Annotated in this window: 21 protein-coding genes and 1 pseudogene; 6 read left to right on the forward strand and 16 right to left on the reverse strand. The window is 66.4% G+C overall.

The features are described 5' to 3' along the window. The 6 genes and pseudogenes from C4T42_RS27195 to C4T42_RS31625 form a co-directional block, all read right to left on the reverse strand. On the reverse strand, positions 1 to 301 hold a 301-nt coding region (locus tag C4T42_RS27195), incomplete at its 3' end, for a transposase (protein ID WP_181049223.1). Between the two features lie 139 nt (positions 302 to 440). Continuing rightward, positions 441 to 1,124, reverse strand: a complete 684-nt coding sequence (locus tag C4T42_RS27200) for a hypothetical protein (RefSeq protein WP_103986199.1) — start codon at positions 1,122 to 1,124, stop codon at positions 441 to 443. A 508-nt stretch (positions 1,125 to 1,632) separates the two neighbouring features. Next, positions 1,633 to 3,369, reverse strand: coding sequence for an omptin family outer membrane protease (locus tag C4T42_RS27205; protein ID WP_103986200.1), 1,737 nt, complete (start codon positions 3,367 to 3,369; stop codon positions 1,633 to 1,635). Between the two features lie 277 nt (positions 3,370 to 3,646). Continuing rightward, positions 3,647 to 3,855 (reverse strand): annotated as a pseudogene (locus tag C4T42_RS32545) (IS5/IS1182 family transposase); the annotation flags it as partial. A gap of 231 nt (positions 3,856 to 4,086) precedes the next feature. Continuing rightward, entirely contained in the window at positions 4,087 to 4,590 is a 504-nt protein-coding gene (locus C4T42_RS31620; protein ID WP_146074042.1) for a hypothetical protein, read from the reverse strand. A 218-nt stretch (positions 4,591 to 4,808) separates the two neighbouring features. Further along, entirely contained in the window at positions 4,809 to 5,198 is a 390-nt protein-coding gene (locus C4T42_RS31625) for a hypothetical protein (RefSeq protein WP_146074043.1), read from the reverse strand. Between the two features lie 329 nt (positions 5,199 to 5,527). Between C4T42_RS31625 and C4T42_RS27210 the strand changes: the two genes are divergently transcribed. The 4 genes from C4T42_RS27210 (at position 5,528) to C4T42_RS27225 (ending at position 11,279) form a co-directional block, all read left to right on the forward strand. After that, complete coding sequence (locus tag C4T42_RS27210) at positions 5,528 to 6,079, forward strand: hypothetical protein (protein WP_103986201.1); 552 nt, start codon at positions 5,528 to 5,530, stop codon at positions 6,077 to 6,079. Between the two features lie 176 nt (positions 6,080 to 6,255). Beyond that, on the forward strand, positions 6,256 to 7,890 hold the full coding sequence (locus tag C4T42_RS27215) for a hypothetical protein (protein ID WP_146074044.1): 1,635 nt from the start codon (positions 6,256 to 6,258) through the stop codon (positions 7,888 to 7,890). A gap of 730 nt (positions 7,891 to 8,620) precedes the next feature. Then, the gene (locus C4T42_RS31630) at positions 8,621 to 8,860 is read left to right on the forward strand and encodes a hypothetical protein (RefSeq protein WP_146074045.1); all 240 of its coding nucleotides are present in this window, start codon (positions 8,621 to 8,623) and stop codon (positions 8,858 to 8,860) included. Between the two features lie 379 nt (positions 8,861 to 9,239). After that, positions 9,240 to 11,279 carry an AAA family ATPase gene (locus C4T42_RS27225; protein ID WP_103986204.1) on the forward strand — a complete coding sequence of 680 codons (2,040 nt, stop codon included), beginning with the start codon at positions 9,240 to 9,242 and terminating at the stop codon, positions 11,277 to 11,279. 134 nt (positions 11,280 to 11,413) lie between these two features. On the opposite strand, the gene C4T42_RS32115 is transcribed toward C4T42_RS27225, so the two are convergent. Then, positions 11,414 to 11,554 (reverse strand): hypothetical protein, encoded by a 141-nt coding sequence (locus C4T42_RS32115; protein ID WP_181049224.1) that lies wholly within the window; start codon positions 11,552 to 11,554, stop codon positions 11,414 to 11,416. A 244-nt stretch (positions 11,555 to 11,798) separates the two neighbouring features. On the opposite strand from C4T42_RS32115, the gene C4T42_RS27230 reads away from it, so the two are divergent. Then, on the forward strand, positions 11,799 to 12,149 hold the full coding sequence (locus C4T42_RS27230; RefSeq protein ID WP_103986205.1) for a hypothetical protein: 351 nt from the start codon (positions 11,799 to 11,801) through the stop codon (positions 12,147 to 12,149). A 21-nt stretch (positions 12,150 to 12,170) separates the two neighbouring features. On the opposite strand, the gene C4T42_RS27235 is transcribed toward C4T42_RS27230, so the two are convergent. Genes C4T42_RS27235 through C4T42_RS27250 form a run of 4 tightly spaced genes read right to left on the reverse strand, consistent with a single transcriptional unit; the run spans position 12,171 to position 15,140 of the window. Further along, a complete protein-coding gene (locus C4T42_RS27235; RefSeq protein WP_103986206.1) occupies positions 12,171 to 13,412 on the reverse strand; it encodes a hypothetical protein in 1,242 nt (413 codons plus the stop codon). Between the two features lie 45 nt (positions 13,413 to 13,457). Continuing rightward, positions 13,458 to 14,345, reverse strand: a complete 888-nt coding sequence (locus C4T42_RS27240) for a hypothetical protein (protein ID WP_103986207.1) — start codon at positions 14,343 to 14,345, stop codon at positions 13,458 to 13,460. Positions 14,346 to 14,378: 33 nt separating this feature from the next. Beyond that, positions 14,379 to 14,672: a hypothetical protein gene (locus tag C4T42_RS27245; protein ID WP_103986208.1), complete on the reverse strand. Its 294-nt coding sequence runs from the start codon at positions 14,670 to 14,672 to the stop codon at positions 14,379 to 14,381. A gap of 39 nt (positions 14,673 to 14,711) precedes the next feature. Then, positions 14,712 to 15,140 (reverse strand): hypothetical protein, encoded by a 429-nt coding sequence (locus C4T42_RS27250; RefSeq protein WP_244603292.1) that lies wholly within the window; start codon positions 15,138 to 15,140, stop codon positions 14,712 to 14,714. A 123-nt stretch (positions 15,141 to 15,263) separates the two neighbouring features. Here C4T42_RS27250 and C4T42_RS27255 point away from each other — a divergent pair, with 123 nt between their 5' ends. Continuing rightward, positions 15,264 to 16,298, forward strand: a complete 1,035-nt coding sequence (locus C4T42_RS27255; RefSeq protein ID WP_103986209.1) for a WYL domain-containing protein — start codon at positions 15,264 to 15,266, stop codon at positions 16,296 to 16,298. Between the two features lie 7 nt (positions 16,299 to 16,305). On the opposite strand, the gene C4T42_RS27260 is transcribed toward C4T42_RS27255, so the two are convergent. The 5 genes from C4T42_RS27260 to C4T42_RS27280 all read right to left on the reverse strand — a co-directional run bounded on the left by C4T42_RS27260 (position 16,306) and on the right by C4T42_RS27280 (position 22,895). Next, positions 16,306 to 18,645, reverse strand: a complete 2,340-nt coding sequence (locus tag C4T42_RS27260) for a DUF262 domain-containing protein (RefSeq protein WP_181049225.1) — start codon at positions 18,643 to 18,645, stop codon at positions 16,306 to 16,308. A gap of 419 nt (positions 18,646 to 19,064) precedes the next feature. After that, positions 19,065 to 19,790 carry an endonuclease/exonuclease/phosphatase family protein gene (locus C4T42_RS27265; RefSeq protein ID WP_103986211.1) on the reverse strand — a complete coding sequence of 242 codons (726 nt, stop codon included), beginning with the start codon at positions 19,788 to 19,790 and terminating at the stop codon, positions 19,065 to 19,067. Between the two features lie 163 nt (positions 19,791 to 19,953). Continuing rightward, a complete protein-coding gene (locus tag C4T42_RS27270) occupies positions 19,954 to 20,763 on the reverse strand; it encodes a hypothetical protein (protein ID WP_103986212.1) in 810 nt (269 codons plus the stop codon). A 44-nt stretch (positions 20,764 to 20,807) separates the two neighbouring features. Then, positions 20,808 to 21,194, reverse strand: a complete 387-nt coding sequence (locus C4T42_RS27275) for a hypothetical protein (RefSeq protein ID WP_103986213.1) — start codon at positions 21,192 to 21,194, stop codon at positions 20,808 to 20,810. A gap of 597 nt (positions 21,195 to 21,791) precedes the next feature. After that, on the reverse strand, positions 21,792 to 22,895 hold the full coding sequence (locus C4T42_RS27280; RefSeq protein WP_103986214.1) for a J domain-containing protein: 1,104 nt from the start codon (positions 22,893 to 22,895) through the stop codon (positions 21,792 to 21,794). Positions 22,896 to 22,902 lie beyond the last annotated feature (7 nt).

Raw genomic sequence — 22,902 nt, forward strand, 5'->3', positions numbered from 1 at the left:
AGCGGCGCTGATACCGGGCGATCAGCTGCGGATCGAACGTCGCTTGCCGGTCGCGCGGGATCGAAAGCTCGATCCGGCCGGTCTCGGTGGTGACCGTCTTGCGGCCATAGCCGTTGCGCGTGTTGCCGGCGTCCTCGCCCGCCAGATGGTGGTCCATCTCGGCATTGAGCGCCCGCTCGGCCAGGGCCTTCTTCAGCTCGTCCAGCAGGCCATCGGCCTCGAAGGCCGTCTTCGGATCGGCCCCGGCCAGGAGCTGGTCCAGGATCGCGTCAGGGATACGGGGTGCTTTGCGTCGTGCCATCGGGAACCTCCTTCGGGTCCACTATGGCCGCCCCCACACGAAATTCCTGACAGTCCCGACGGCGCGTGGACGGCCTGCCATGCATAGGCGGCCGCGTAGCCGACCGGCCGGATGCGTGGATCGCGTCGCGACGCTCGGATCACTCGCCGAGGTAGCGCGCCCGCTTCAGGTAGGCGCCTGGAAAGCAGGGCTGCACGAGGCGCCGGTTGGCTTCCGCCATCTCCCGGCTGCCGTAGGGTGAGCCCAACAGGACGAACACGTTGTAGCCGGGCTGGAACCCCACGAACTTCGAGGAGAAGTCGTTGAACGTCCGGACCCCGCAACGGCCGGCTGCGCGGTCCACCTGGACGCCGCCGTTGGACTCCCGGTCGGGCGCGTCGGATCCGGTCGCCAGCACGACCCACCAGCCCTCGTTGTCATCGCCGCCTGTACGTCGTGGCGTCGAGACTGCCGAACCGACGGGCACCGCGGTGGCCGACGTCCCACCGCAAAAGGCCCTCAGTCTGCGAATGAGCGGGCCGCCGCCTTCGCCCACGACAGGCGTGGTACCGCCGGTCGGGACTCGAACGCGGATGTCGTTGCCCTGGGCGAGCGCGGACATGGCCGGGCCGTCGGCACGGATGGACAACACGAGTTGGTCTCCGTCGCCTTCCGTGACCCGAAACCGCGCCTGCTCCACCGCGGTGCCCGCGAGGATGGTGGCCACGCGCTCGCTCGAAGCACGGGATTTCTCGTGGGGATCACCGACTGTCAGCTCGAGGGCGCCCGGCCCGATGCAGCGCAACGACGCGATCGTGTCGGATTCGGGTGCGGAGTAGTACACATACCCCGAGTTCCGAGGCCTCCATCTGAGAGATGCCGAGGGCCTCGGAAGCTGTGCGAGGGCGAGTGCCGACGAAGGCCTCATGCTGCGAGCGAACACTGTGGCGCTGGCGCCGGGCTTCGTGAGCGAGAACATGGCGCTTCCGCCCGCTTCGCCCTGCTCGACGAGCGTTCCCGCCAAGGGTGCGACACTGGCGTGTTTGGACTGCCCCGCCCCTGAACCGAACGTGGCCGAGGCCGGGGCCATCATCGAACCCGCAGCGAGCAGGACGGAAACGCAGGATAGGAGGCGGACTTTGCGCATCTCGACTACGCCACTTGGTTCCGACCGTGCGCGGTCCCTCGCCTCAAGTTAGGTGAGCCGAGTTAACCGCTCTTGGATATCTGGGGCTCGCTTGCTGACAAACGCAGCGTTTTCGATCTGCGCATGTTGGATCGATCCTAGCTATCTACCGGCAGTCTCGACGCCAGTGTTCAATCACATTGATTGAACACTGGCGCGCCCGAGTTCAGTAGTTGCTTTGCAGCACAGGCTGTCCGGTGGGTGCACCGAATCCCATATCCGAGAGCTTGTACGAGACCTGGGCGAAGCCGCCGTAGCGGTCGGTCTCGAACTTGGTCGGGCTTGGCGGAACGGCCGGGAACTGGGTCCGGCCGGGGCTCGCCTGCATGCGCCAGTACCGGCCGCCGACGCCGATGCTCATGGAAGGGGTGACGTCGTAGGAGACGATGCCCTCGACGAAGTAGCCGTCGCCCGTGCCACGCTGCGGCAGCGGATTGATGTCCGGCCGCAGCCAGTGGCGGTCGACGCCGTCCATCGCCACGACCGGCAGGTACGCGCCTTCGAGGCTGATCTTCAGGCGATCGAAACGCACCTCGCCGATCAAGCCGATCCGCAGGGCGTTCCAGCGCGCGTTCTCCGTCAGGCCCTTCACGTTGCCGCCGACGGCGGTGTCGCCCGCGCAGATCTCTCCGCCGGCCACCTGCCGGCATCCGAAACCGTTCGCCAACTCCGAGAAGTACTGGTAGCCGACGAAGCCGCCAATCTTGACGTTGTCGCGATCGAAGACGTTGACGCCGGCGTCGATGGCAGCGTAGCCGATGTCGCCGTTCTTAATTTGGGATACCGTATTCGAGTAGGGGGAGTTGCCCGGCGGAAAATCTTCGTCGTGCAGGCTGCCTCGAAGGACTTCGCCAGATCCGAGGAAGCCCTTCGCGAACAGCCCGGTCGGATTGTGGTCGAGGCGGGCAAAGCTTTCGCCTGCCTGAGCGTCGTACCCCTTGTAGGTCAGGCGGGAGTTGACTTGTCCGGGCACGTAGGGGTCGCCCAGCGTATAGCGGTGTGTGCCCGAGCTATAGAAGTAGCGTGCGCCCGCCTCGAAACTCCACACACCCGGAGCGATCGGGGTGGAATCGGCCAGATCGGTCGGCGGCAGGAACGGCAACCCGTCTCCGAACCGGTAGTTGAGGCCCACCCGGGTCAGGAAGCCGTTGGTCGCCACCCGCGTCCCGACAAGGTAGCCCGGCGCGGCGCCGTAGGAGTCCGGAGCGCGAACTGTCTGTTCTCCTAGGTCGTAGTACAGCCCTTCGATCTTGGCAGAGAGGCGCTGGCTGAAGGCGTACTCGATTCCGGCACCGGCCACGTAGCCGGTGCGAAACTCTCCCTTCCGTCCGTCGAACGGGAGTACGCCCCACACGCTCGTGTTCGTATCGATGCGGACATTCCCGGCGGCCAGACCAGCCGTCGCATAGACGAACACCCTGTCCGAGGCGAAGCCGATCTTTCCTCGGACCGTCGTCAGGTAGTCGAGCCGCTGGCCCGCATGGGCGATGCTGAAGGGATACTCCCCGCCGACCGCAGGAAAGTCGCCTGTCTTGAGGCCGTAGTTGCGCAACCGCGTGAACTGGTAGTCGGCGACGCCGCCGATCACCAGCCCGGATCCGATCTCGAACTGGCGATTGTATCCGAGCTCCCCGCCGGCGATGAAGGCGTCGTCGGGCGCGCGGCCCGTGCCGACGATCGGACATCCGAGATCGCCCACGGCACCTCCCGGTCCCGTGCAGACCGAATGCGTGGTGTTGTCCAGGTGACCGTAGCCAGCGAAGAGGCCGCTGTAGGGGCCGGTCCAGTTGAAGATCGGGATCGGCGCGGCCGCGATGGGCATCGGCAGCGGAAGATCCGCCGCGAAGGTTGCTCCCGACCAGACCGAGCCGATATAGCCGGCCAGAACCAAACGGCGGATCATAAACACTCTCGACGCAACGAATGCAGAACCAAGTAAGCCCCTTCAGACACAGTTAAGGTTTACAGACCGCTAATGGGGTTCGGCTTTCGTTGAACAACTGGCGGCCGTTTTGCCCGTCAATGTTTCGGGCTTTCACCTGTTTGTCGGAAATCATACAGGCGGATCGGGTCGATCTTTGTCTGGGCACGAAAGCCCAACCCGCGTTCGACAGGCGCTCGCGCCAATGGGAGCCGTTTGCAGGCCCGTCGACCAAGAGGCAGGGACAAAGCCGTCCGGCCTAGGTTCGGCAGCTGAGGGCGCCGGCACGCGTCGTCAGGGCGCGGCGATGGTCGGCGCGTGACGGGTGGCGAGCCTACGGAAGCCGACCAACCACGCTAGGGTGCACTCTACGATCCAGCGGGAGTGTCCCAGGTGCTCGCTACTCTCGATGCCGCGCCGCGGGATGGGCGGTGTGATGCTGCGCCCCCGGCACTCACGCTGACATCGTGCGAATCGACGTCGTAGCCGAGGAAGGGCTTGCCCTCGCGTGTGCTCTTTGCCGGCGTCGGCTCGGCCACCGGCGCTGGGGCAGCCTTCAGCGACTCCGCGCCCTGGGCCGCTGAACAGTGTGCCGATCGCATGGACAGGCGCAGCGGCTAGGTCTGACGTTTGGCCGCTGCGTTCAAGACAGGGCCCGGAAGGGCTGTAAGCCTCTCCAGGCGCCATCAGTTCGGTCGGTCAATGCGGAGCATATCGTGTGCAACGAGTGAGAAATCCCCGGACTGCCGACGTGGCGACAGGCAGCGCGAGAGAAATCCCTTCGACACCGAACCGAATGCTCGCGGCACCGATCATATCCCGGACCGGCGACAGGTCCGGCGCGACCACGCTGATTTGAACCACCTCGTCCATTTCGTTGTACGATCGCCGCCAGCCCCGCAGAGGGTGATGTGTCGTGTCCGTCGCCAGGTTGGCGGGCATACCAGGTTCGGGATCCCTCTGCTTCGGGTCAACCGGCCATGCCACAATCTCGACGCCGCCGGCACGGCGACAAGTCATGAAGAACCGCTCGAACGCCATAGAGCGCCGGTCCGGATCGCGCGACTGCAGGCCGAGCTTAGGCGTACCCCCGCCTGCCGACAGGGTCCAGATGTAGGAAGATCTCAGATCGTCGGCGTGCGCGGACGAAGCGACACAGAGAGCAGCCGCGATCATGCGGATTCGGCGGGCGCGCAAGGGCATCTGGCAACCTTCGTGGGTATTCGGTCAGCCTAGGTGCCATGCGTTAACGCAAGGTGGGATCATCTCTGGCCAGAGATGATCGAAGGTTCTGAACTCTATCTCAAACCGAGTGGTTAGCGCCGGATCGAGGGGGCGGGGCCGGCCTTGCCAAGGTTTCTGAACAGTGCGTCAGATCCAAGATCAGTTTCCGCGTGGCGCATGCAGATCACGGCATCGAATCACCGGATGCAGCGCACAAAGGGCTTGCCATCGATGAGCATCCGGGTCGGGCTTCGTACACTCCATGTCTCGCTGCGCAATTCCCCGTTCTGATTTTTGGTATACTCTTCCCAGAACTCGTGGCAGCGCAGGTGCACACGCGTCGCCTGCTCAACAGGCGCTCGTTTGAGGATCTTGCAATGCCACTCATAGCGCTCGGCGAGCGGACCGCCCTTGCTGTTCAGATCGATCACCACGCGTGAATTCGGCCCATCCTCGTCGCGGCACTCTTTGTCAGTGCGCGCCCAAACACCTTCGAATGCTTCGCGAGCCTGAGCCGATGGAGGTAGGAGCGCGAGCATGGAGAGAATTAAGGTGAAGTACCGAATTCGCATCAAGGTTTTGTCCACGTTGTGTCTGTATACGTATTAACCAATGATCGGGGCCGCTAGTGGCACTTGGTCGAGGGCGCCTCTAAGATGTGGCAACAGATCTCGTATCTCTTGTCTCACGTTCGTTTCGGATAAGCTAGCTGCGATACGGAGGCGAACATCGTGCGGTGTAGAAAATTATGTTCTCGGCAAGGCGACATCCTGGTGCGAGAGGCCAATATCTAGCCCGTTGAACAGCCCAAATTCTCTCATCGGAGGGGTGCGTAGGCATCGCGGCGCGTCGCTCGAAGATGATTGTTTCTGGCGTTGAATGTTTGCGACAGGCCCCAGCCAACTCGGAGCGGTCCATGGTCCATGCCGTCCTCGCCTCATTTACGCTCGCCATCGCTTTGCTCGCTTCACCGGCCTTAGCCGACGAGGCCAGCCGGTTCGTGGCTCGAACCGCGGGCTCCTACCGGAACGCCGATCCGCGTGTGGGCACAAACACGATGATCATCCTGCCGCGTGGGCGAGATAAGGCTTACATCGAGATCCACACCACGTGGAGCAACGCGCATCAGTGCGACGCTGCCGGCCTCTTCCGTGTCGACGGCGCGCGATACGTCTACGAGAAGTCGGAGCCGGTCAAAGTCTTGGATCAGAAGGTTTGGACCTGGAGCGCGAACGGTAGGACCTTCCGCTGCCGGATGACGATCTCCCACACTGGCGATCACATCGACATGCGGGTGATCGACCTCGATAAGAACGAAGGCATCCCGTGGTGCCTCGGCGCATGCGGCGCGCGCGGCAGCTTCGATCGCGAGAGCCGGTTCAAGCTGTCGCAGCGCCGACCGATCCGGGAGATCAAGGCGATTGAGGAATCGGAAAATTATAAGGCAGGCTTGGCCGACACATACTGATTCCAAGCTGATCGTGTGTGATCCAGACTGCGGTATGGACGTCGATTGGCCGAGGCGATTTTATGCCCTCGATTGAGGGGGCGTTTACTACCTCTGACGTCGTCTTCCTCCGTAAACCTGCACTCAAGCGTTCGCTCCTTAATACTCGAGGCATGCCCCTCTTTCGACAGAGAGCCATGTTCCCGCTCCGGTTTGCCTGCTTCGCTGCGGTCGTTCTCGTAGGCGCATCTTCATCGTCCGCCGTGGCGGTGGATTGGAGCGCGAAGCAGAGGCAGCCCGATCGAGACCTCGCCCTGTTCCACGCCATGGAAGGCAAAGTCTTGCATAGCGGTCCGGACAACCCGGGCGCGGGTGGATCCCCGGGACCGCACAACTTCGGCGCACGATCAGAAACGCCGGCATACGTTGGGAAATGGGCCTACAGACTGTCTTGGTGCGGGAACGACCCCGGCTTCACCGACGAGGTGCCGATCGTGCTGACCGCGGACAAGCTGGTCGGCTACGAGAACGAGTGCAGGTTCAAGAAGGTCGTCGCGGACGCCGACGGGTGGTCGGTGGAGGCGATGTGCGAGGGCGAGGGCAGGACCTACAGAGACGTGTTCCATCTCCGCGTTCAAGGAGATCGATTGACGCAACGCGCGGGCGGCCGGTCCACGACCTGGCAGAGATGTACGCCCGCCGCGAGCCGGCCGAAGGCCCACAAGGCCTCCACCAACCAGGAGCGGATCGCGGCCGGTCAAAGCCTCCGGCGTGAATTCGCTCGGCAGTGCCCAGAGCGGCATCTCGAGTGGCTCGACGGCGCCACCGAGCTGAGGGGCTTCGAGGAATACGGTCGCGACCTCTCCGCATCCGGCCGTTCGGCCCTCGTCGACGCGGCGTCGCCGGATCTCTCGAAGTGCCAAGCAGGCGTGGACTGCCAGTCGTCGGCTTACGTCGTCGCTGTCCACCGCCTGGGCTGGGCTGCGGCAGCGGCCGACAGCTTCTGTCGTCGGTCGAGACTGACGTGCACGGAACCCTACGGCTGCTCCACAGGCCGGGGCGGCGCGAGCGGGAGCGCGGGGCGCGAGACGCGTTGGGGCGGTGCCGTAGCGGCAGCGTCCAAAGCACCCGCTCCCGTGGTGCCCGGAGCATGCCGGTTTCCGGAGCTCCTCGATCGCGAGGTTCAGCAGGAGGCGAACCGGGCCATCGCGAAGGTTGGCCTGGATTGGGACGCAGCTCCCGAAAAATTTGTCATGACGAACCTCCAGTTTACGCTCGGCACGGTGGCCGACCCGAAGCATCTCGAGATCGCCTTTTCGAATGCGGAAGACGTGGACAAATGCTTCCCCTTCTTCAAGGTGAAGCGCGAACAGCTGCGACTCGAATACGCTGCCCTCCGGCAGCGCGTGTCGGACACGGGCTTCGATGCGCGCCTCGAGAAGCTGCCGTTCGAGATCCGGGAGGCCGTCGACGCCCGGAAGAGGATGTGTGGAAGCGCGCCCATCAAGTTGGGGACGACCTTCGTCGAGCGTCGCGACGTCAACGGGGACGGCAGCGACGATTTTGTCCTCGACTACGGTCAGTTCGCCTGCGGCGGCGATGCGGCGTTCTTCTGCGGGACGACCGGCTGCACGAGGGAGATCTTCGTCTCGTCGAAGGGTGCCTACGTGAAGGCGCTGGACGAGAACATCCGCAGCATCAGGTTCGAACGCATCGATGGTCGGTCGGCCATGATCCTGGGTTTGCACGGATCGTCCTGCGGCAAGGCTGGCAACGAGGCCTGCGGAGCCACGCTTTACTGGAACGGCATAAAGTTCAGCCCGGCGCACTGAAGCCGACGAGCCCGTTTTGCTGCGGTCGGCGCATCTTGCTCCGGCGACGAGACGGCCTTGAGCGAAGTCGACCGTGCCTTCCTGTGGCGCCGGCAGTTCCTCAACGGCTGCGCCCTCGAGGACTATGCGGAGGGCACTGGCCCTTTGAGACCGCGTCCGCATTGAGCCGTCCGTCAGCCGCCCTCGCCTCTGGATCGAAACATCGTCCGAGGCCGTCAATCATGCCCTTCTCCATGCAGGGGCTCGCCGCGCGCGAAGCCCGGGCCCCCGGAAGGACAGCCTCGAGCATGCGCTTGAAGCCGCGGCTCAGCACCAGGGTTCAAGCGCCTGTTTGTCAGGCAGATGGCTTTCCGCAGTGATCGGCACCAACCTGGCGCGATGCGCCCGAAGCAAGCAGCGAGCGCAGATCTGCCTACCGATAGGAACACCAAGTCAAGACGGAGTGCATCACGATTGAACGCAAGCCTTTCATCCATCTCTTACCGGTGCGGCGGCAGAACGCCTTGCGGACCATCCTCGAAACCGCAGGCAGCGAATGAGATTTCCCGTCCTTCCAACATTGGGGCTTCTGCTTACAGCGGTAGCGTCCCAGTCGGCCGCGGGCTTCGGCGCCCGACATGAAGCTCAGCAGACCGGTGCGTCGGCGAGGCCGATCATTCTCGAATGCAAGTTCTTGTCGGGTCGGGTCATCCAGTCGGTCGTAATCCTGCCAGCCCAGAAGAAGGTTCGCATGTGGTTCGCCGATGGCGGCGGTTCCGAGTGGACTTCCGTCGACACGTCGCTCGACCCCGTCGAGACGAGGGTCGAGGGCGGACGCGCGGTCGTCCTGGGCCAAGGCCTGCGGCACGTCACGTTCTATGATCTTCCGTACGAGAAGTCGGAAGGGGCATGCCGGCGGAGTCAGCGAACCGACTGGCCGCCGCAGCACACCGCCGTGATTCTCAGTCAACCCTGGGACTGGCGGGAGTAGCCGATCCCGTAGCTGCGGAGCCTTTCGGATGTGGACCCAGCCGAGCCCAACGTGCTCATCGGCACGGACGGAGCCGCCGTAGACGCCCTTCGCATGCGGTCTCACTGCGATCCGCGTGAGCGACGTTGAGTGGACCGTGCTCGCGCCGCTTCGTCCCGCGCTGGCCATGATCGTCTGTCCGTGGCGCTGGCCGTCATGCGTGGTCCGCACTCTTATCCGCCGATATCGCCGGCAGGTCGAGTTCGCCACGAGCGTTACCGCACTCGTTCGATCCATGCATGCGTCGTGATCGGGGGCACGGCAGTGCTAAGGCGCGTGCATACGTCCTATTCTGTCGTAGCGGCCGTGTTTCTCTCTCGCCTGGTTTTGAGAGAGGCTGATGACCCGTTACGACGTCTTTCACCTGCGCCTGTGCGCCCACACCGCGCTCCTGCGGCCCGAACGGTCCCGATCGAGCGGGTCGACCCCCGATTGCGCCCTCGTCAAATGGTTCGTCGACAACGCGAGCCGCCTCGGCTGCGCCCCGTTGCCGGCGCTCAATCTCGGTGATCTCGAGATCGGGATCGGCGAGGTCGATCGTCGAACCTGGATCGTCCTCAAACCCGTGGTGGAGGCTTTGGCCACGCGCAGGCACGCGCCGCCGCCGTCCGCGCTGGAGCGGCGCTTGGCGTGGCTGTGTCGCACGCTCGGCCTCTCGGCCCTCGACGGCACGATCCTGAAGCTCGCCGTGCGGGCCGCGCTCTTTGCCCCCTTCCAGACACTCGCGGCGCTGGCTGGTGAGGCGCATTCGGGGCGCGACGAGATCAACGTGGCGGGCCTCGCTGCGCTCACCGCGCAGCCGCTCGAGCGCGTGCGGCAGCGCCTGAAAGCTGCACGCCCGCTGCGGCTGCTCGGCTTGCTCGAAGACCGCAACGGCGGCGATTTCGCGCCCTCGGGCACCGTCCTGCACATCGCTCGGCTCAGCGCGAGCACGGACGAGACTCTGCGCACCGCCCTGCTGGGGCGATCCGCGCCGGCCGACCTCGCCTGGGAGGACTTCGCGCATCTGGGCGAGATCCGCGAACTGGCGGAGGCGCTGGTAGGCGCCGCGCTCGCCCGGCGCAGCAAGGGCGTGAATGTCCTGGTGCACGGCGTGCCCGGTACCGGAAAAACGGAGTTCGCGCGCACGTTGGCCGCCCGACTGTCAGCGCGCGCCTGCTTCGTGGGCGAGGCCGACGATCTCGACGCCGAACCGAACCGCCAGGACCGCATCGCGGCCTTCGCGGTCGCGCGCGCGCTGGCGGCGCGTGCGGGGCGCATGCTCCTCGTCGTCGACGAGGCCGACGACATCTTCACGGGCGTCGATGAGGACGACGCCGGCAAGCGCCGAGGCTCCAAGGTATTCATGAACCGCCTGGTGGAGTCCACGGAGGCGCCGACCCTCTGGATCACGAACCACCCCGAGCGTCTCGGGCCGGCCGTCATGCGTCGCATGGCGCTGGCGATACGCTTGAGCGAACCGGGCCGTGAACGCCGGCGCATCATGCTCGGGTGGATCGCCGAGCGGCGTCGGTTGGTGCTGCCGCCCCAGGATCTCGACAGCCTCGCCGAGATCGAGGCCGCCCCGGCGATCCTCGACGGCGGGCTGCGTGTGGCCCAGCTCACGCAGGGTGGTGCGAAGGCGGCGCGCCTCGCCGCGCGTTCCATCCAGCAGACCCTCTCAGGGCGCGCGACCGCTAGCCTGCGGCCACCTGCGCCGTTCAACCTGGGTCTCTCGGCGGCCGATGTCGACCTCGCGCACCTCGCCGAGCGCGTCGCCGCCTGTCCGGGCCGGGCCCTGTCCTTCTGCTTTCATGGGCTGCCGGGCACCGGCAAGAGTGCCTACGCGCGCCACCTCGCCACGCGCCTGGGTGTCGACGTGATCGAGCGCAAGGCCTCCGATCTCTTGTCAATGTGGGTGGGCGGCACGGAGCAGGCGATCGCCGCCGCCTTCGCGGAGGCGGCCGAGCGCGGCGCCATGCTCATCCTCGACGAGGCCGACTCGCTGCTGCGCGACCGCGCCGGCGCGCGCGCGAGCTGGGAGGTCAGCCAAGTCAACGAGATGCTCACGCACATGGAGGCGGCCCAGCACCCGTTCGCCTGCACCACGAACTTGATGGAGAGCCTCGATCCGGCGACGCTGCGCCGGTTCCTCTTCAAGGTCGAGTTCCGCCCGATGAGCGCGGAGCAGGCCGTGCGCGCCTTCGAGACCCAGTTCGGTCATCCCGCGCCCGCGGGTCTGCGCGACCTCAGGCCGCTCGCGCCTGGCGATTTCAGCGTCGTCGCGCGCAAGGCCGCCGTGCTCGGCGTCCGCGACCCGGCCGAGCTGCTCGCGCTTCTGACGGCCGAGGTCGCGGTCAAGCCGCAATCCGGCCGAGCCCGCATCGGCTTTTGTCCCTGATGGTTGGCCGGACGCGCGCGCGTGAGCCGGCCGCCCCGCCCGGTCGCGGTGCCGCCGTTGGCGTCATCGCGCAGAACACACAAGCCGAGGTGATGATGCCAATCCCAGACGACGCGAGCTTACCTCCATGGCTGTCAGAGGCTGACGACGATCGGAGGTTGGCCGCCGCTCAGAGCTCGGCCGAGGGGCTTGGCCTCACCGACGGCGTCGCCCGCCTTTTCGCCGCGCTCATCAACGTCGATGTCGTCGGCGCCGACGCGCTGCGCCTCCAGCATGGCAACGGTCAGTCCGGCTTCATCGCGGCCGACGACATCCTCGAGGGGCGTCTGCGCATCGTCGATGCCGCACGGGTGAGGTGTCTGAGTACGAACACATCGAGGCGATCGTCGTCGGGGGTTGGTCGGTCGCGGCGTGAGCGGAGGGGCCGGACGCGTTCAAGATGAGCTTCTGGGCGCGCCCGGCCGAAAAAAACTCGCGGTCGTCGACCGCCTCATGTGAGGGGTGAATAAAGGAGAGGCTATGGTGGCAATGCGAAGAGCACACGAGTTCGTCCTGCGTGACAAAAAACGATCCCTGCAGCGGCAGGTCGATGAGATCTGCCGAGCCTACTTCGATGCGGAGGATGACGCTGTTGCTGTGCCGGCGATCCGGATGCGGCTCGAACGGGACTTCGATCTCGCGATCCACCTCGACGACCAGCAGATGCACGAGCTGCTCGGTACGCTCCCGGCTGAAGCGCTCGCGACGCTCGTGGCCAAGAAGCTCCTCGACCGCGATCCACCGGACACAAAGCCAGCGTGGTGCGCCCCCTGGGGCCGCGGCTTTCCGCAGATCGAGATCGAACACGAGCAAGCCCAGGCTGCGTCGTGACGGCAAGCGCCCGTGTGGGTGTCACGTCGCACGTGCACCCTCGTCGCTGACGAGCCAGATGTAGGTGACGGGAGCCGAACCCTCGGCCTCGACGCTCCGGAGCCGCGGGGGCACCCACGCGCAGAGCGTCGGCCCGAGCAGGCGGGAGTGACCTCGGTCGATGCGCAGCAGCAGCGGGCCGAGCGTGACCTGGATCTCGTTGGCAAACGTGAGGGCGTCGTCCGCTGCCACCACGCATTCATCGCGCATCCGCAGCGAGGCGCAGAAATTCCTTAGGTCGAAGGTGGCGTTCATCACCAGCCCGTCCCAAGGGGAGTGCGTGACGCGATCGGGGGCGTACCACGTCGTGCCCGTGGCCGCGTAGCGCCGCAGGCGGGCGAGCAGCAGGCCGGCGGTCGAGGCGTGGAACCGCACGTGCTGGGCGGTCTGCGCGCGTGCGAGGTCGCGCAGTGCCCCCGCCCGGTACATCGGATGACTGCCCGTGCCCGTCTGCGTGTCGATGAGGCGCTGCACGAGCGTGGCAGCCGATACGAACGGGCCGGCATCGAGCTCGCGCAGGCGCGCCTCGGGGCAGGCCAACCGCTCCGCACAGGCGTGCGCGTATCGATCCGCCCACGGCAAGGTCCCGAGCTGGCTCAGAGCGGCAGCCGCCGCGAGGATCGGTGCCCCACCCGCAGCCACGAGCCCGGTTGCCTCTGACGGCGGCACGCGGGGTGGGGCACCGGCATCGGCGCCGCGGGCGCCCTCCGAGGCGAGCACCAGCGCGGCCGGCGCGGCGGCCACGAGGCTGAGGAGCCCGCGCCGGGCGAGCGGGCGTCCAAGCCCAGTCCCGCCCTCCTCCGCCTCCGGTGCCGCGGGGGTGGGAGCGGGCGCGGTGATGCGCTGAGCGGCCGGAACATCGAGGATCGCGACCTCTTCCTGCCACCTCAGCGCGAAACCCCAGGTCCCGAGGCGGTCCGGGCCGGCGGGGGCACCGGTGCGGACGGCCGCCTCGACGACCTCCCACAGACGCCGGGTTTCGTCGGCATAGGTCAGGCCGCCCTGCTTCTCGCTCGGCGCTGTGCCACGTGCGGCGGCCTCGACCCGGTCGCGGAACGCGCGCGCGGCCCTCGCGGTGATCCGCGTCGGGCTGGGGTGGGGCGCCCAGAGCCGCGCCGCGGCGGGGATACGGACCGGGCAGCCCCAGACGCTGTGCAGGCGCAGGTACTCGAGGTAGAGCTCCTCCACGAAGGCGGAGAGGTTGAGCTGGTCAGCCTGGGTCATCCATCCGCTCCGCTGCGCACGACCCGGGGCGAGCCCGGGCACCATTCAATCTGTCGTGGGATTTCGCGTGGCCGCGTCCCCGTGCGGGGCGCCGTGAGCAGCTCGGACCGCGCGCATCCTGAGCGTCGCGGGCGTCGCGTGTGGGAGGCGGAAGGCGATCAAGACGAGTGCTGTCCGATCCCGCCCGGGCAGAATCGTCGCCACCCAGGAGCGCCCGCTGTCGTGCGCGTGGGCTGCGGTGATGCAGGCGTCGAAGCGCTCGAGTGTGAAGGCCGGGAAATCCTCCGCGCGCAGGAGCTGGATCAGGAGGCGGCCGCCCTCGAAGCCCTCGGCCGCCAGCGCAGCGAGCGCCGCGCTCAGCCGACCGCCGCGACTCTCGTCTGCGCGTCCTTCGACGACCACCGCGCACCCGTCGGCGGTCAGGTCGCCCGCGGTGCCAGTCACCGCCAGGATATCGCTGAGATCGCAGCCGATGAGCCGTTCGCAGCCCCGCGTATAGGCGGCGAGCGCCAGGCCGACGGTGTCCAGATCCGACGTCGGGGCCGAGATGCGCAGGGCCGCGTGGGGCAACACCCCCTCCCCGCTCAACCGGTCCGCGAGAGCCGCGGCATGGACGATCCAGCGCACCTGCGGTGAGAACGCCCGCAGGCGCGGCGGGAGCTGACTCGGCGTCACGGCCCAGGACGCCTCGTGCAGCAGCACGAGTTCGACGGTCGGGCAGCGATCGAGGACCGGCATCGACGTCACCCAATCCGGCAGAGGCCGGCCGATTGCCTGAACCACGACGCTGGCTTGCGGATCGCGCACCCGCACGACCTCGCCGGGACCGAAGACGACATCCTCACCTGGGTCACGGCCATCAGCAGGATCGTAGAGGCCGACGGAGACGTGCGCCGCGCCGCGCGGCCGATCGAACGCGTTCTCTCGCGACATAGGAGTCCTCCTGGGGAGCGACGTGGAGGCCCATCAGTCGACGACCCAGCCGGCCGCGATCAGCGCCTCCGGGTCCATGAACGTGTGGCGCGTCCCATCCCGCCGATCGAAAACCCGCAATCCGCCGTGCGGGCGCGCATCCACCAAGACGCCGAAGCGTCCCGCGCTGTGCTTGAGACACAGCCCGGTGCCGTCTGCGCCGGCCGCCAGCGCCTCACGCGTCAAGGCTTGGGCCGCGCCTGACCAGCACGATCGTGGCTCGCTCATGATCACGCCTCGCACCGCATCGGGCTGGATACTGCCAAGCCGCACGCTGTCTCCGAGCATGACTGGAGCGTGCGACAGAACCGGACAGATCGGTCGCTCTCACCTGCGGCCGGCGAGCCGATCGCGCTCGGCCACGGCCGCGCGGGCGAGGGCGGCGAGCTCCGCTTTGGGGGTGAAGGGGGCCGCCGCCCGCCGCCGCGCCTTGGCGACACGGGCGTGGGCCGCCTCCCAGGCGGCCGGATCGCGGCGCAACAGGCGAAGCAGGGTCGCGCCGTTGCCTTCCCCGGGCAGCTGCTCGGCGAGAAGGGCGTCGCACGCATCGCGCATCATCGTCAGGATCAAGGTGCCGCTCGCCTCCGTCTCGGCGCCATCGCTCACGATGCCGGCATCCTTGAGTGCCTGTACGCTCGCCGCCTCGATCGTGCAGGCGACGAAGCCGCCCCGGGCGGCGATCTGCTCAGCCCGACGTGCCTCGGCCTGAGCCCGGGCGATCTCACCGCGCCCGATCGTGCGGGTTCCCCACGCCATCGCCAACCCTCCCCGTCACGCACCCGCCGAACCGTCCGTCTAAAATCGCCGCAGGCCTTGATCGGGGTGCCACGGGGGTTAAACCTCGCACATGCGTCAGAACCGGACGTATGGGGGCCAACGATGAGCACGCGCTACGCGCCCGCCGAACGCCTGCTGGCACTGGGGCTCGCGCTGGCTGAAGCGCGCGGCGGGCTGACACTCGACCAGATGGCCGAGCTGCTCGGGGTCAAGCGTCGCACTGCCGAGCGCCTGCGCGACACGCTCCACCGTCTCCTGCCCGGCGGCCTCAACTTCGTCACGCGGGACGATGGCACGAAGGCTTGGCGGGTGCCCGCCGGCCGCCTGACGCCGTTCCACGCCCCGACGCTGGAGGAGCTGTTGGAATTGCGCCTCGCCGCGGAGCGCGCACGTCAACAGGGTCTCGACCACGAAGCGGGGCGGCTCGCCACGCTCGCGGGGAAGCTCGAAGCGCATCGCAGCCGGTCGTCGTTCCGGCCGGTGGCCGCGGATCTCGCCGACCTGCTCGCCGCGACCGGCGTCGTCGTCCGGCCGGGCCCGCAAGAGACCATCTCGCCCGATCTCGTGGCGGAACTGCGCGAGGCGGTGCTCGCCTGCCACGAAGTTCGGCTCGTCTACCGCCGGCGCGACACGGGCACCCTCTCCTACCCGATCCTGCACCCCTACGGCTTTCTCACGGGCTCGCGCGCCTACCTCGTCGGCTTCAATCCCCATCCCAAGGTCCAGGAGTACCGCCTCTACGCGATCGCCAACATCGCGCGGCTGCGCCTGACCGGCGCGAGCTTCGCGCGCGACGAGACCTTCGACCTCTCAGCCTACGCGGCCCGCTCCTTCGGCGCGTTCTGGGATAAGAAGGTCTTCGACGTGCTCTGGCGGTTCTCCCCGGCGGTTGCGGCCGATGCGCGATCTTTTCGCTTCCACCCGCAGCAGCAGGTGAACACGGGGAACGACGGCAGCGTCACCGTGGCGTTCCGTGCGTCGGGTCTGACCGAGATGGCGTGGCATCTCTTCACCTGGGGTGAGCACGTCGAGATCCTCGCGCCCGAAGCTCTCAAGGAACGGTATCGCGCCTGCCTGTCAGTTGCGGGCCGCGCCGTCGGTGGACCGACGCAGCCTGCGGAATCGATCACATCGTGAGCTTTGGTCACATTACCTGCGTGGTGATGTCTTCCGGTGCCTCCGGCTCATCCTCCGCATCGTCAGGTGCAGGATCGTTCTCTGCGGCCGCGACAGCGCTGATCCAGGTGTCAAAGCCGAGCTCGTCGTAGAGCAGGGCGTAGAGGCGCGCAGAGCGAAGTTCGACCGCTTGCTGAAATGCTTCGAGACGAGCGGCATCCCAATGCCTGTTTACGCCCGACGCGACGCGCCACAGCGGGCGATCAGCCTTGTCGAATCCCAGGTGGCGCATCGTCACCTCGAGCTCGGGCGCGGCCGGTGCATCGCTCAAGAAGATGAGTTTCTCGGCGAGCGGCCGAGCCCCATCGCTTCGGTTCTCGGATGCGGCAATGAGGCGGAGGTTGCCGATGGCATTGCCGAGCTCATAACGCTCGGCGCCCATAGCCCTGCGCTCCTGCTCGCCCGCCGCGACGGCGCGCTCGACAGGACGTCGATCGCCGGTCCAGTGTGCTTGCGGGCACAGGTGGTCGAGATCGTAGGGTAGGTCGTCGTCGCGATCGGAGAGAGGATCGTACCCGGGGAAGGCACCCGCGACGTAGGCGCGCTGGAGCCAGGGCAGCATCTTGCGCGCGCCGCGCCACCAAGCCAGGCCAAGCTGCTCGTAGCCGACGGGCGCGCCTTCGGGCTGGAAGCGCTGCTTGACCGACCGCCAGACGGACGCCGCCTCGCCGACGAGCCAGCGTTCGAACGTGTCTGCAGGCAAAAGGCGATAGGCGCAGGGTTCCCCGCTCGGTACGCCGATAAAGCGGGCGTAGAGTGCGCCGGCCGGGAAAGCCTCCCCTGAAAGGCGGCCGCGCAGCAGGCTGTAGGACCAAGCCGCGGCCCGCCCCTCGTTGTACACGCAGAGACGCCAGAACAGCGTGAAGCGCAGGAGTTCGTCGCGCGAGGACGCGAGATCCGCATCCGAGCACCCCGCGTCGAGGCGCAGGACAGCCCACAGTAGGAGGACCTGCCACAGCTCGGCCGAGAGCTGCACCAGGGCCACATGCGGTAGGCCGTTCGGGTTCGTGTGCGCGTCGTACTGTAGGAGACCCCGCAGGGCCTGAAAGGCACGCGTCAGGCGCGCGGCTTGGGCATCCCGCTGGGCGTGCCCCGTTACCGGAATCAGGGACGAGAGCACCCGACGAAACGCCACCTCCGGCTCGGTCTGGTCGACCATCAAACCCGCGAAGGTCGCCACATCAGGTGTCCCGTTGGCCTTCGAGTTGCTGAGAGCGTTGGCCAGGCGAAGCGCCGAGATCGCGATCTTGGTCGGCGCGATCACCCGGCCGACCTCCGCGTGGATTTCCGCGACCGCGTCGTGGATCCGGGGCTGGTGGTACTTGAGGACCGAGTACAACCGCTCGTCGCCCGAAAGCGGCGTCCCGCTCGCCCCGATGCGGTCGAACAGCATCAGGAGACTGTCGGGGGCACCCTCCGCCGACGTGGCGAATCCGGCAGGATCGACGCGTAGCAGCGCGACCTCTGCCTGCGCGAGACGTTCGAAGTCGGCGTGCAGCCGGTCGAGCGCGAGGTCGGAAGGCTCCGCGTCCGGCAGGCGGAGGGCGGCGAACGCGGCGAGCGCGGCTGAGCCGACCCCGTTCGCATCGCGGCCGTCTGTCCAGGCGGCCAGAAGTTCGTCGAGACGGAGCGTGTGGGCCGACGCCTTGAACGGTCTAGGTAGGCGCCGGGACACCGGAGTATCCGCACTGAGGACGTGCTGGAAGATCTCGTGGTCGTAGAGCGTGCGTGTTCCGTCCCCGGTCACGAGCGCATTGTGAGGATCGAACGCTTCACGAGCCTTGCGGCGATCCTCGCGCGACAGCTTTTGACCCGTCTCGGGTTCGTATCCGAAGGGCTGACTCTCGCTCGTCATATGCAGGCGATGCTTGGCCCGCGCGGAGAGATCGATCCAGAGGCAGCGATGATCGCGGGTCGGCCCGCAGCGGCCGAGCAGCATGGCGCGGGTGCGCTGCTGGCCGTCGAGCAGATCGTATCCCGATGCGGCCAACTCCTGCGTACGGGCTTCAGGCGAGAGGGCGCGGACGGGGACCCGCGTCTGACCTCCCCGTGCGATCAGGTAGAAGCTTCCGATCGGCAGGCCGCGCAGCAGCGAGTCCCACAGGTCCGTGACCTGCTTCGGGCGCCAGACCGCGCTGCGCTGAACCGGCGGCAGCGCCAAGATGCCGAACTGGCGCACCAACGCGCCGTGTGTCCCGGCGCCACTCGTGGCATCGGACAGCGCATCGTTTGAACTCTGCGCCCAGTCCAGGAAGGACAGGACGGCGAGGCCGCGCACGGATGTTTTCTCGAACAGCGGACTGATCAATTTCTGTTTCCTCGCTAGACTGGAGTGGGCGAACCTGCCGCTGGACGGTAGGCACTCGTGTGCTCTTTGGGCCGCCTCGCGCTCGAAGGGTCGAACTGAGGAGATCTGCTCGGCACCCGTCGCGCTGACATCCCTGGGCACTGACGCCGTGGATGCTTCGGCGTCGGAACTTGCCGGCCCGCTCTGACGACGCCGGTCGTGGTCATGCGCCACCGGGACGACAGAAGTGGACGTATCCCCGTCGAAGGATCGCGCCATGGTCCAGCGCCAGGCCCAACGCGCTGGCGGCGAGAGGGGCGATCTGGCTGGGCATGACCTCCACCTTAGGCAGCGACCCGCCCGAACCGCTGCGACCGAGCCAGGCTCGCCCCGAGCCTCGGGATGGCTCTCGTCCAGAGCCCTGTTAGGTGCCAACGCACTCAGACTACAGCAACCGCCAATCCGCTGTGATCACTCAGGCGCTGTTCCGAACTCGCCTTGCCCTCCCAAGCTGCGACCACCTCCGAGCGAGACGCCCAAGCTGAGGGCAGCAGAACGTGATCGATAGGGGGGTGTGCCAGCGCTCCGGCAGGAATGCGTTCGGTCTCGGTCGCGCAAAACAGACCGCATGCCTTCATGGCCTCGCGCAGGAGCTGGCGGCTCTGGGCGGTGCCATAGTAGTGCTTCCCGCCGAGGTTCATGTTCAGATCGCCCGCGACGCACAAGTCAGCCTCCGGGTGCTGGCGGCGCAATGCAGCCCACTCCTTACCCTGTTGCACGACGACACGGTGAAGCTCGGACCAGTTGCGCGCCGGCATAGCTGGTTCTGCGTCGCCACGGTCACTCGCCCAAGGCATGACGGTCCCATAGACGATCAGTGGCCTTGAGGGTACGTCCACCAGCGCGGCCACGGTGCGTCGCGGGTCGACCACTTCAAGCTGTTGAAGGACAGGGTAGCGGGTCCAGATCGAAGCCCAACGGCCTCCGCGCCGCCCGGTCGGCCGCTGAGCGCTGTGGACCGCGACATGGGTTGCCGTGAGTTCAAGCTCATCGTGCGTTTCGGTGAGCACCCACACGTCGCAGGCATGGTGTTCAAGGAGAGCACGGCGCTGCGCGTTCTTCTCCCACCCAGCAGCGTACTCGACGTTCCACGTTCCAATCCGCACGGCCCTGGTACCTTCGCGTTCGCCATTCGACCAGGCTCAGCCGGACATCGCAGCATTCAAGTCAGGCGTCTGCCTGGATCCGGGCGAGGAGCTTTACTCTTGCGGAAAAAAGTTGATCCCTTGCCAGCGATACTCATGCTCCGGCTCGATGAGCCGTAAGGCGTCAATCTGGCTTGACCAGCACCTGACATAACATGTCAGACACCCCGCCATCGGCAAGAAAGCCCATCGCTTTCTGCGTCGAGGTGTCGGTCATGATCCGGGACTTCCGCCCGTTGTCCAGTACCAGCAGCTTCTGGCCACCCTTCTCCACGACGGATGCCGACCAGCGCTTCACCCGGGATGCGCTGGTAAAGCCTGCGTAGTTCGATTGGACGTTCGTGACCTGCGCGTGACCGTCCCCATCGAGAAAGAACTCGATGCTCGTCCCTGGACATGTGCAGGTGGCAACACCGGAACGACGATAAGGCGGATAGCGATCACCAGCGTTCTCGGTGGCGGCTGCTTTGGCCTCACGGACGTCGAACCCGACGATCGGCACCGTCCTGCGGTCCCCCTGATCGAGCTTGGCGCCACACGAGATGCCTGAGATCTGGCCGCCCTTCCGGAAAATTTTGCAGGCGCCGTCATCCACGGTCTGGGCCACCCCGCTGCGCAGGTAGACACGTTCGACTCGGACCATGTCTCGTTCGGTGAAGTGGCCTGCGTAGCCGAGTTGCGGGTTCGTCTCGGACTGCTTTTCGACAAAGGTGAACAGGACGCGTGAGGCATCGTTGTTGGGGTTGATGATCACCACCGAGTTACAGAAGAAGCGCGACTGCCGCTTGGTTAGATCCTCCGTCTGCGCTCCCTCAGCGATGTGGCTACTCGGGAGGCAGGTGCCGTCCAGGACTGTCGGCGTGTTGAAAGCCTTGGCCTTCGCTGCGGCAGGACCTAAAGTAAGCGCCACGGCCAGCACAAAATTACGGTACATCTCTTGGATCTCGGGAGTGAGTGACGCGCGGGAAGGCGTTTGGCCTAATGCTTCCGGTTCAGGGTCTGACGCAAATTCTGCTTATCTGTGACGTAGACGATGTTATCCATTTGCCATCGATCGCCAACTGCGGTCATCTCGTAACGGATCACCGGTTGAAGATCCGGCACGGTCGAATTACCGAAGTGCACGGTTACATCGACCCTCGAAGGAGCTTGCTGGATCGACGAGAGCGATCTGATCACGAAATACTCCGGCTCCTGGCTGCCGGTGAACGGATCGCCATCGAAGTCGCGCGCACCCTTGTTAAAGCTCTTGAGCAGCGAACTGGTGAGAAACCGCTTGAGATCATCCCGCTTGTCGTCGGCAGTCAGGGTGGTGCTCACATCGCGCGAGATCGCCTCGCGGACAGTAGCCTCAGCGGCACGCATGGCCGGTGAGGCATCCGGAGTGCTTCGCTGCACCACACCTTGAGCGAGAGCAGGCCCAACCGTCGGGAGTGAGTTGCATGCAACCGCGCCCAGGAGCCCGACCAACGCGCCGAGCGCCTTTGTGGACCTACTCATTACGCACTAACTCCGGAATAGGCTGCGCAAACGCACACAACCTATGCGGGAAGCTATCACACGCCTCCTTATGGTCAAGCTTAGCTCGACGTTCTTGTTTGACACGGCAAACGAAGCGAATTGATCAGTGTCTCTGATTTTAGGAAGACTACTGCGTTTCTTTTGTGCCAAACCCGAAGCGGCTGCGTCGGCCGGCCGGAGCCCTTGCAGTTAACATCCGCTTTCATGATTGATCGAGAACGGCTAAGGGGACCGAAATGGGCGAAAGCCGAACGTCCGCTAGCCGCACCGATGACGAAGGTTCGCCTGGCGCAATACAGGAGGACGCGTCTTTACGCCTGCCAGCGGCCCGCCCGCAGCGGTTGTGGCCTCGCCGCGTTCGCGACTACGAAGCGATTTTCAATGGCAAGGTTCGAGACGCGTTTACCGTCCTCTGGATAGAGGGGCGGCCGTGCCATGCCGTCAGCGAAATTGCCGTGCCTTGCGCGCCTCGTCATAGGCGACGTTGAGGCGTTTCGATTCCTCCTCGGCCAAGGCGCGGAGCTTCGGACCGAGGCTCGCCACGCGGTCCGAGTGGTAGCCCTTGATGGCCTCGCGGTAAGCCGTCTTGATCTCCGCTTCGGAGGCGGCCGCTGAGACGCCGAGGACTTCGTGCCACGGCGTGTTGGGCGACGTCTGCTCTGTCTCGCGCCGATGGTCAGAGCGTGCCTCTTCGCGCGGGGCTTCCGAATGGTCGATGTCGAAGAAGTCGTCAGCGTCCGTGTGGATCGACCACTTCGCCTCGAGGTACTGCCAGGCCAAGGTTCGGTCGCCGTCGAGGCGGCGGAGGAGCTGACGGCGGTGTATCTTCAGCGCGATGGCGAAGGCCGCGTAGGCGAGCAGGGCTGCGCCGACCAACGGGCTGATCAGCATCCGGGCTGGGAGCGGATCCCAAAGCAGCACGGCCTGCGCGGCGTAGGCGGCATCCGGGCTTGCGATTGACCAGACGTACAGGATGAGGCTGGCGCCCCCGAGTACGAGCAGCGCGTGCAGGATCGAGAGCTTGACGGCGTAGCGCTGCGTCCAGATGTCGAACTCCGATCGCCAAGCCGGGAGGTCGGTGCCGATCTGAAGGCGAATTTCGTGGATTGCACCGGCGATGCGCAGAAGCGCGGCCTCGGCGATTTCGAGGTTTGCGTTCAACTCCCGACCGAGCCGGCTGCGCGTGTCGAAGCGGGTCTCGCCGCTCCCCTTCGTCAGGTTGAGGCCCTCGTGCGAGCCGCGGCCGTACTGATCCTGATGCCGCCGTGCCCAGTAATCCTGCTGGCCGAGCAGTTTCGCGACCGTGTGTGAGGCGCCCGCATCATCGAAGTGCGCCGGGTCCGGGAGAGCGGGTGGGGTGGTCCCAACCTCACGCAGGATTACGAGGGCGGCGACGACCGCCAGCGGCAACGCGTAGAAGGCCGCTGTGATGGCGAGCTGGAAGAGGAAGGTGAGCACGGTGACGATGACGCCCAGCGCCATCAGCAGCAAGACCAGGATCAACCCGAAGCCGCCGTCGTCCGCGCTCTTTCGTCGACGCGCCATGGACCGC

Origin of the sequence: Methylobacterium sp. 190mf (genome assembly GCF_900107945.1) — a bacterium.
Classification (GTDB): Bacteria; Pseudomonadota; Alphaproteobacteria; order Rhizobiales; family Beijerinckiaceae; genus Methylobacterium.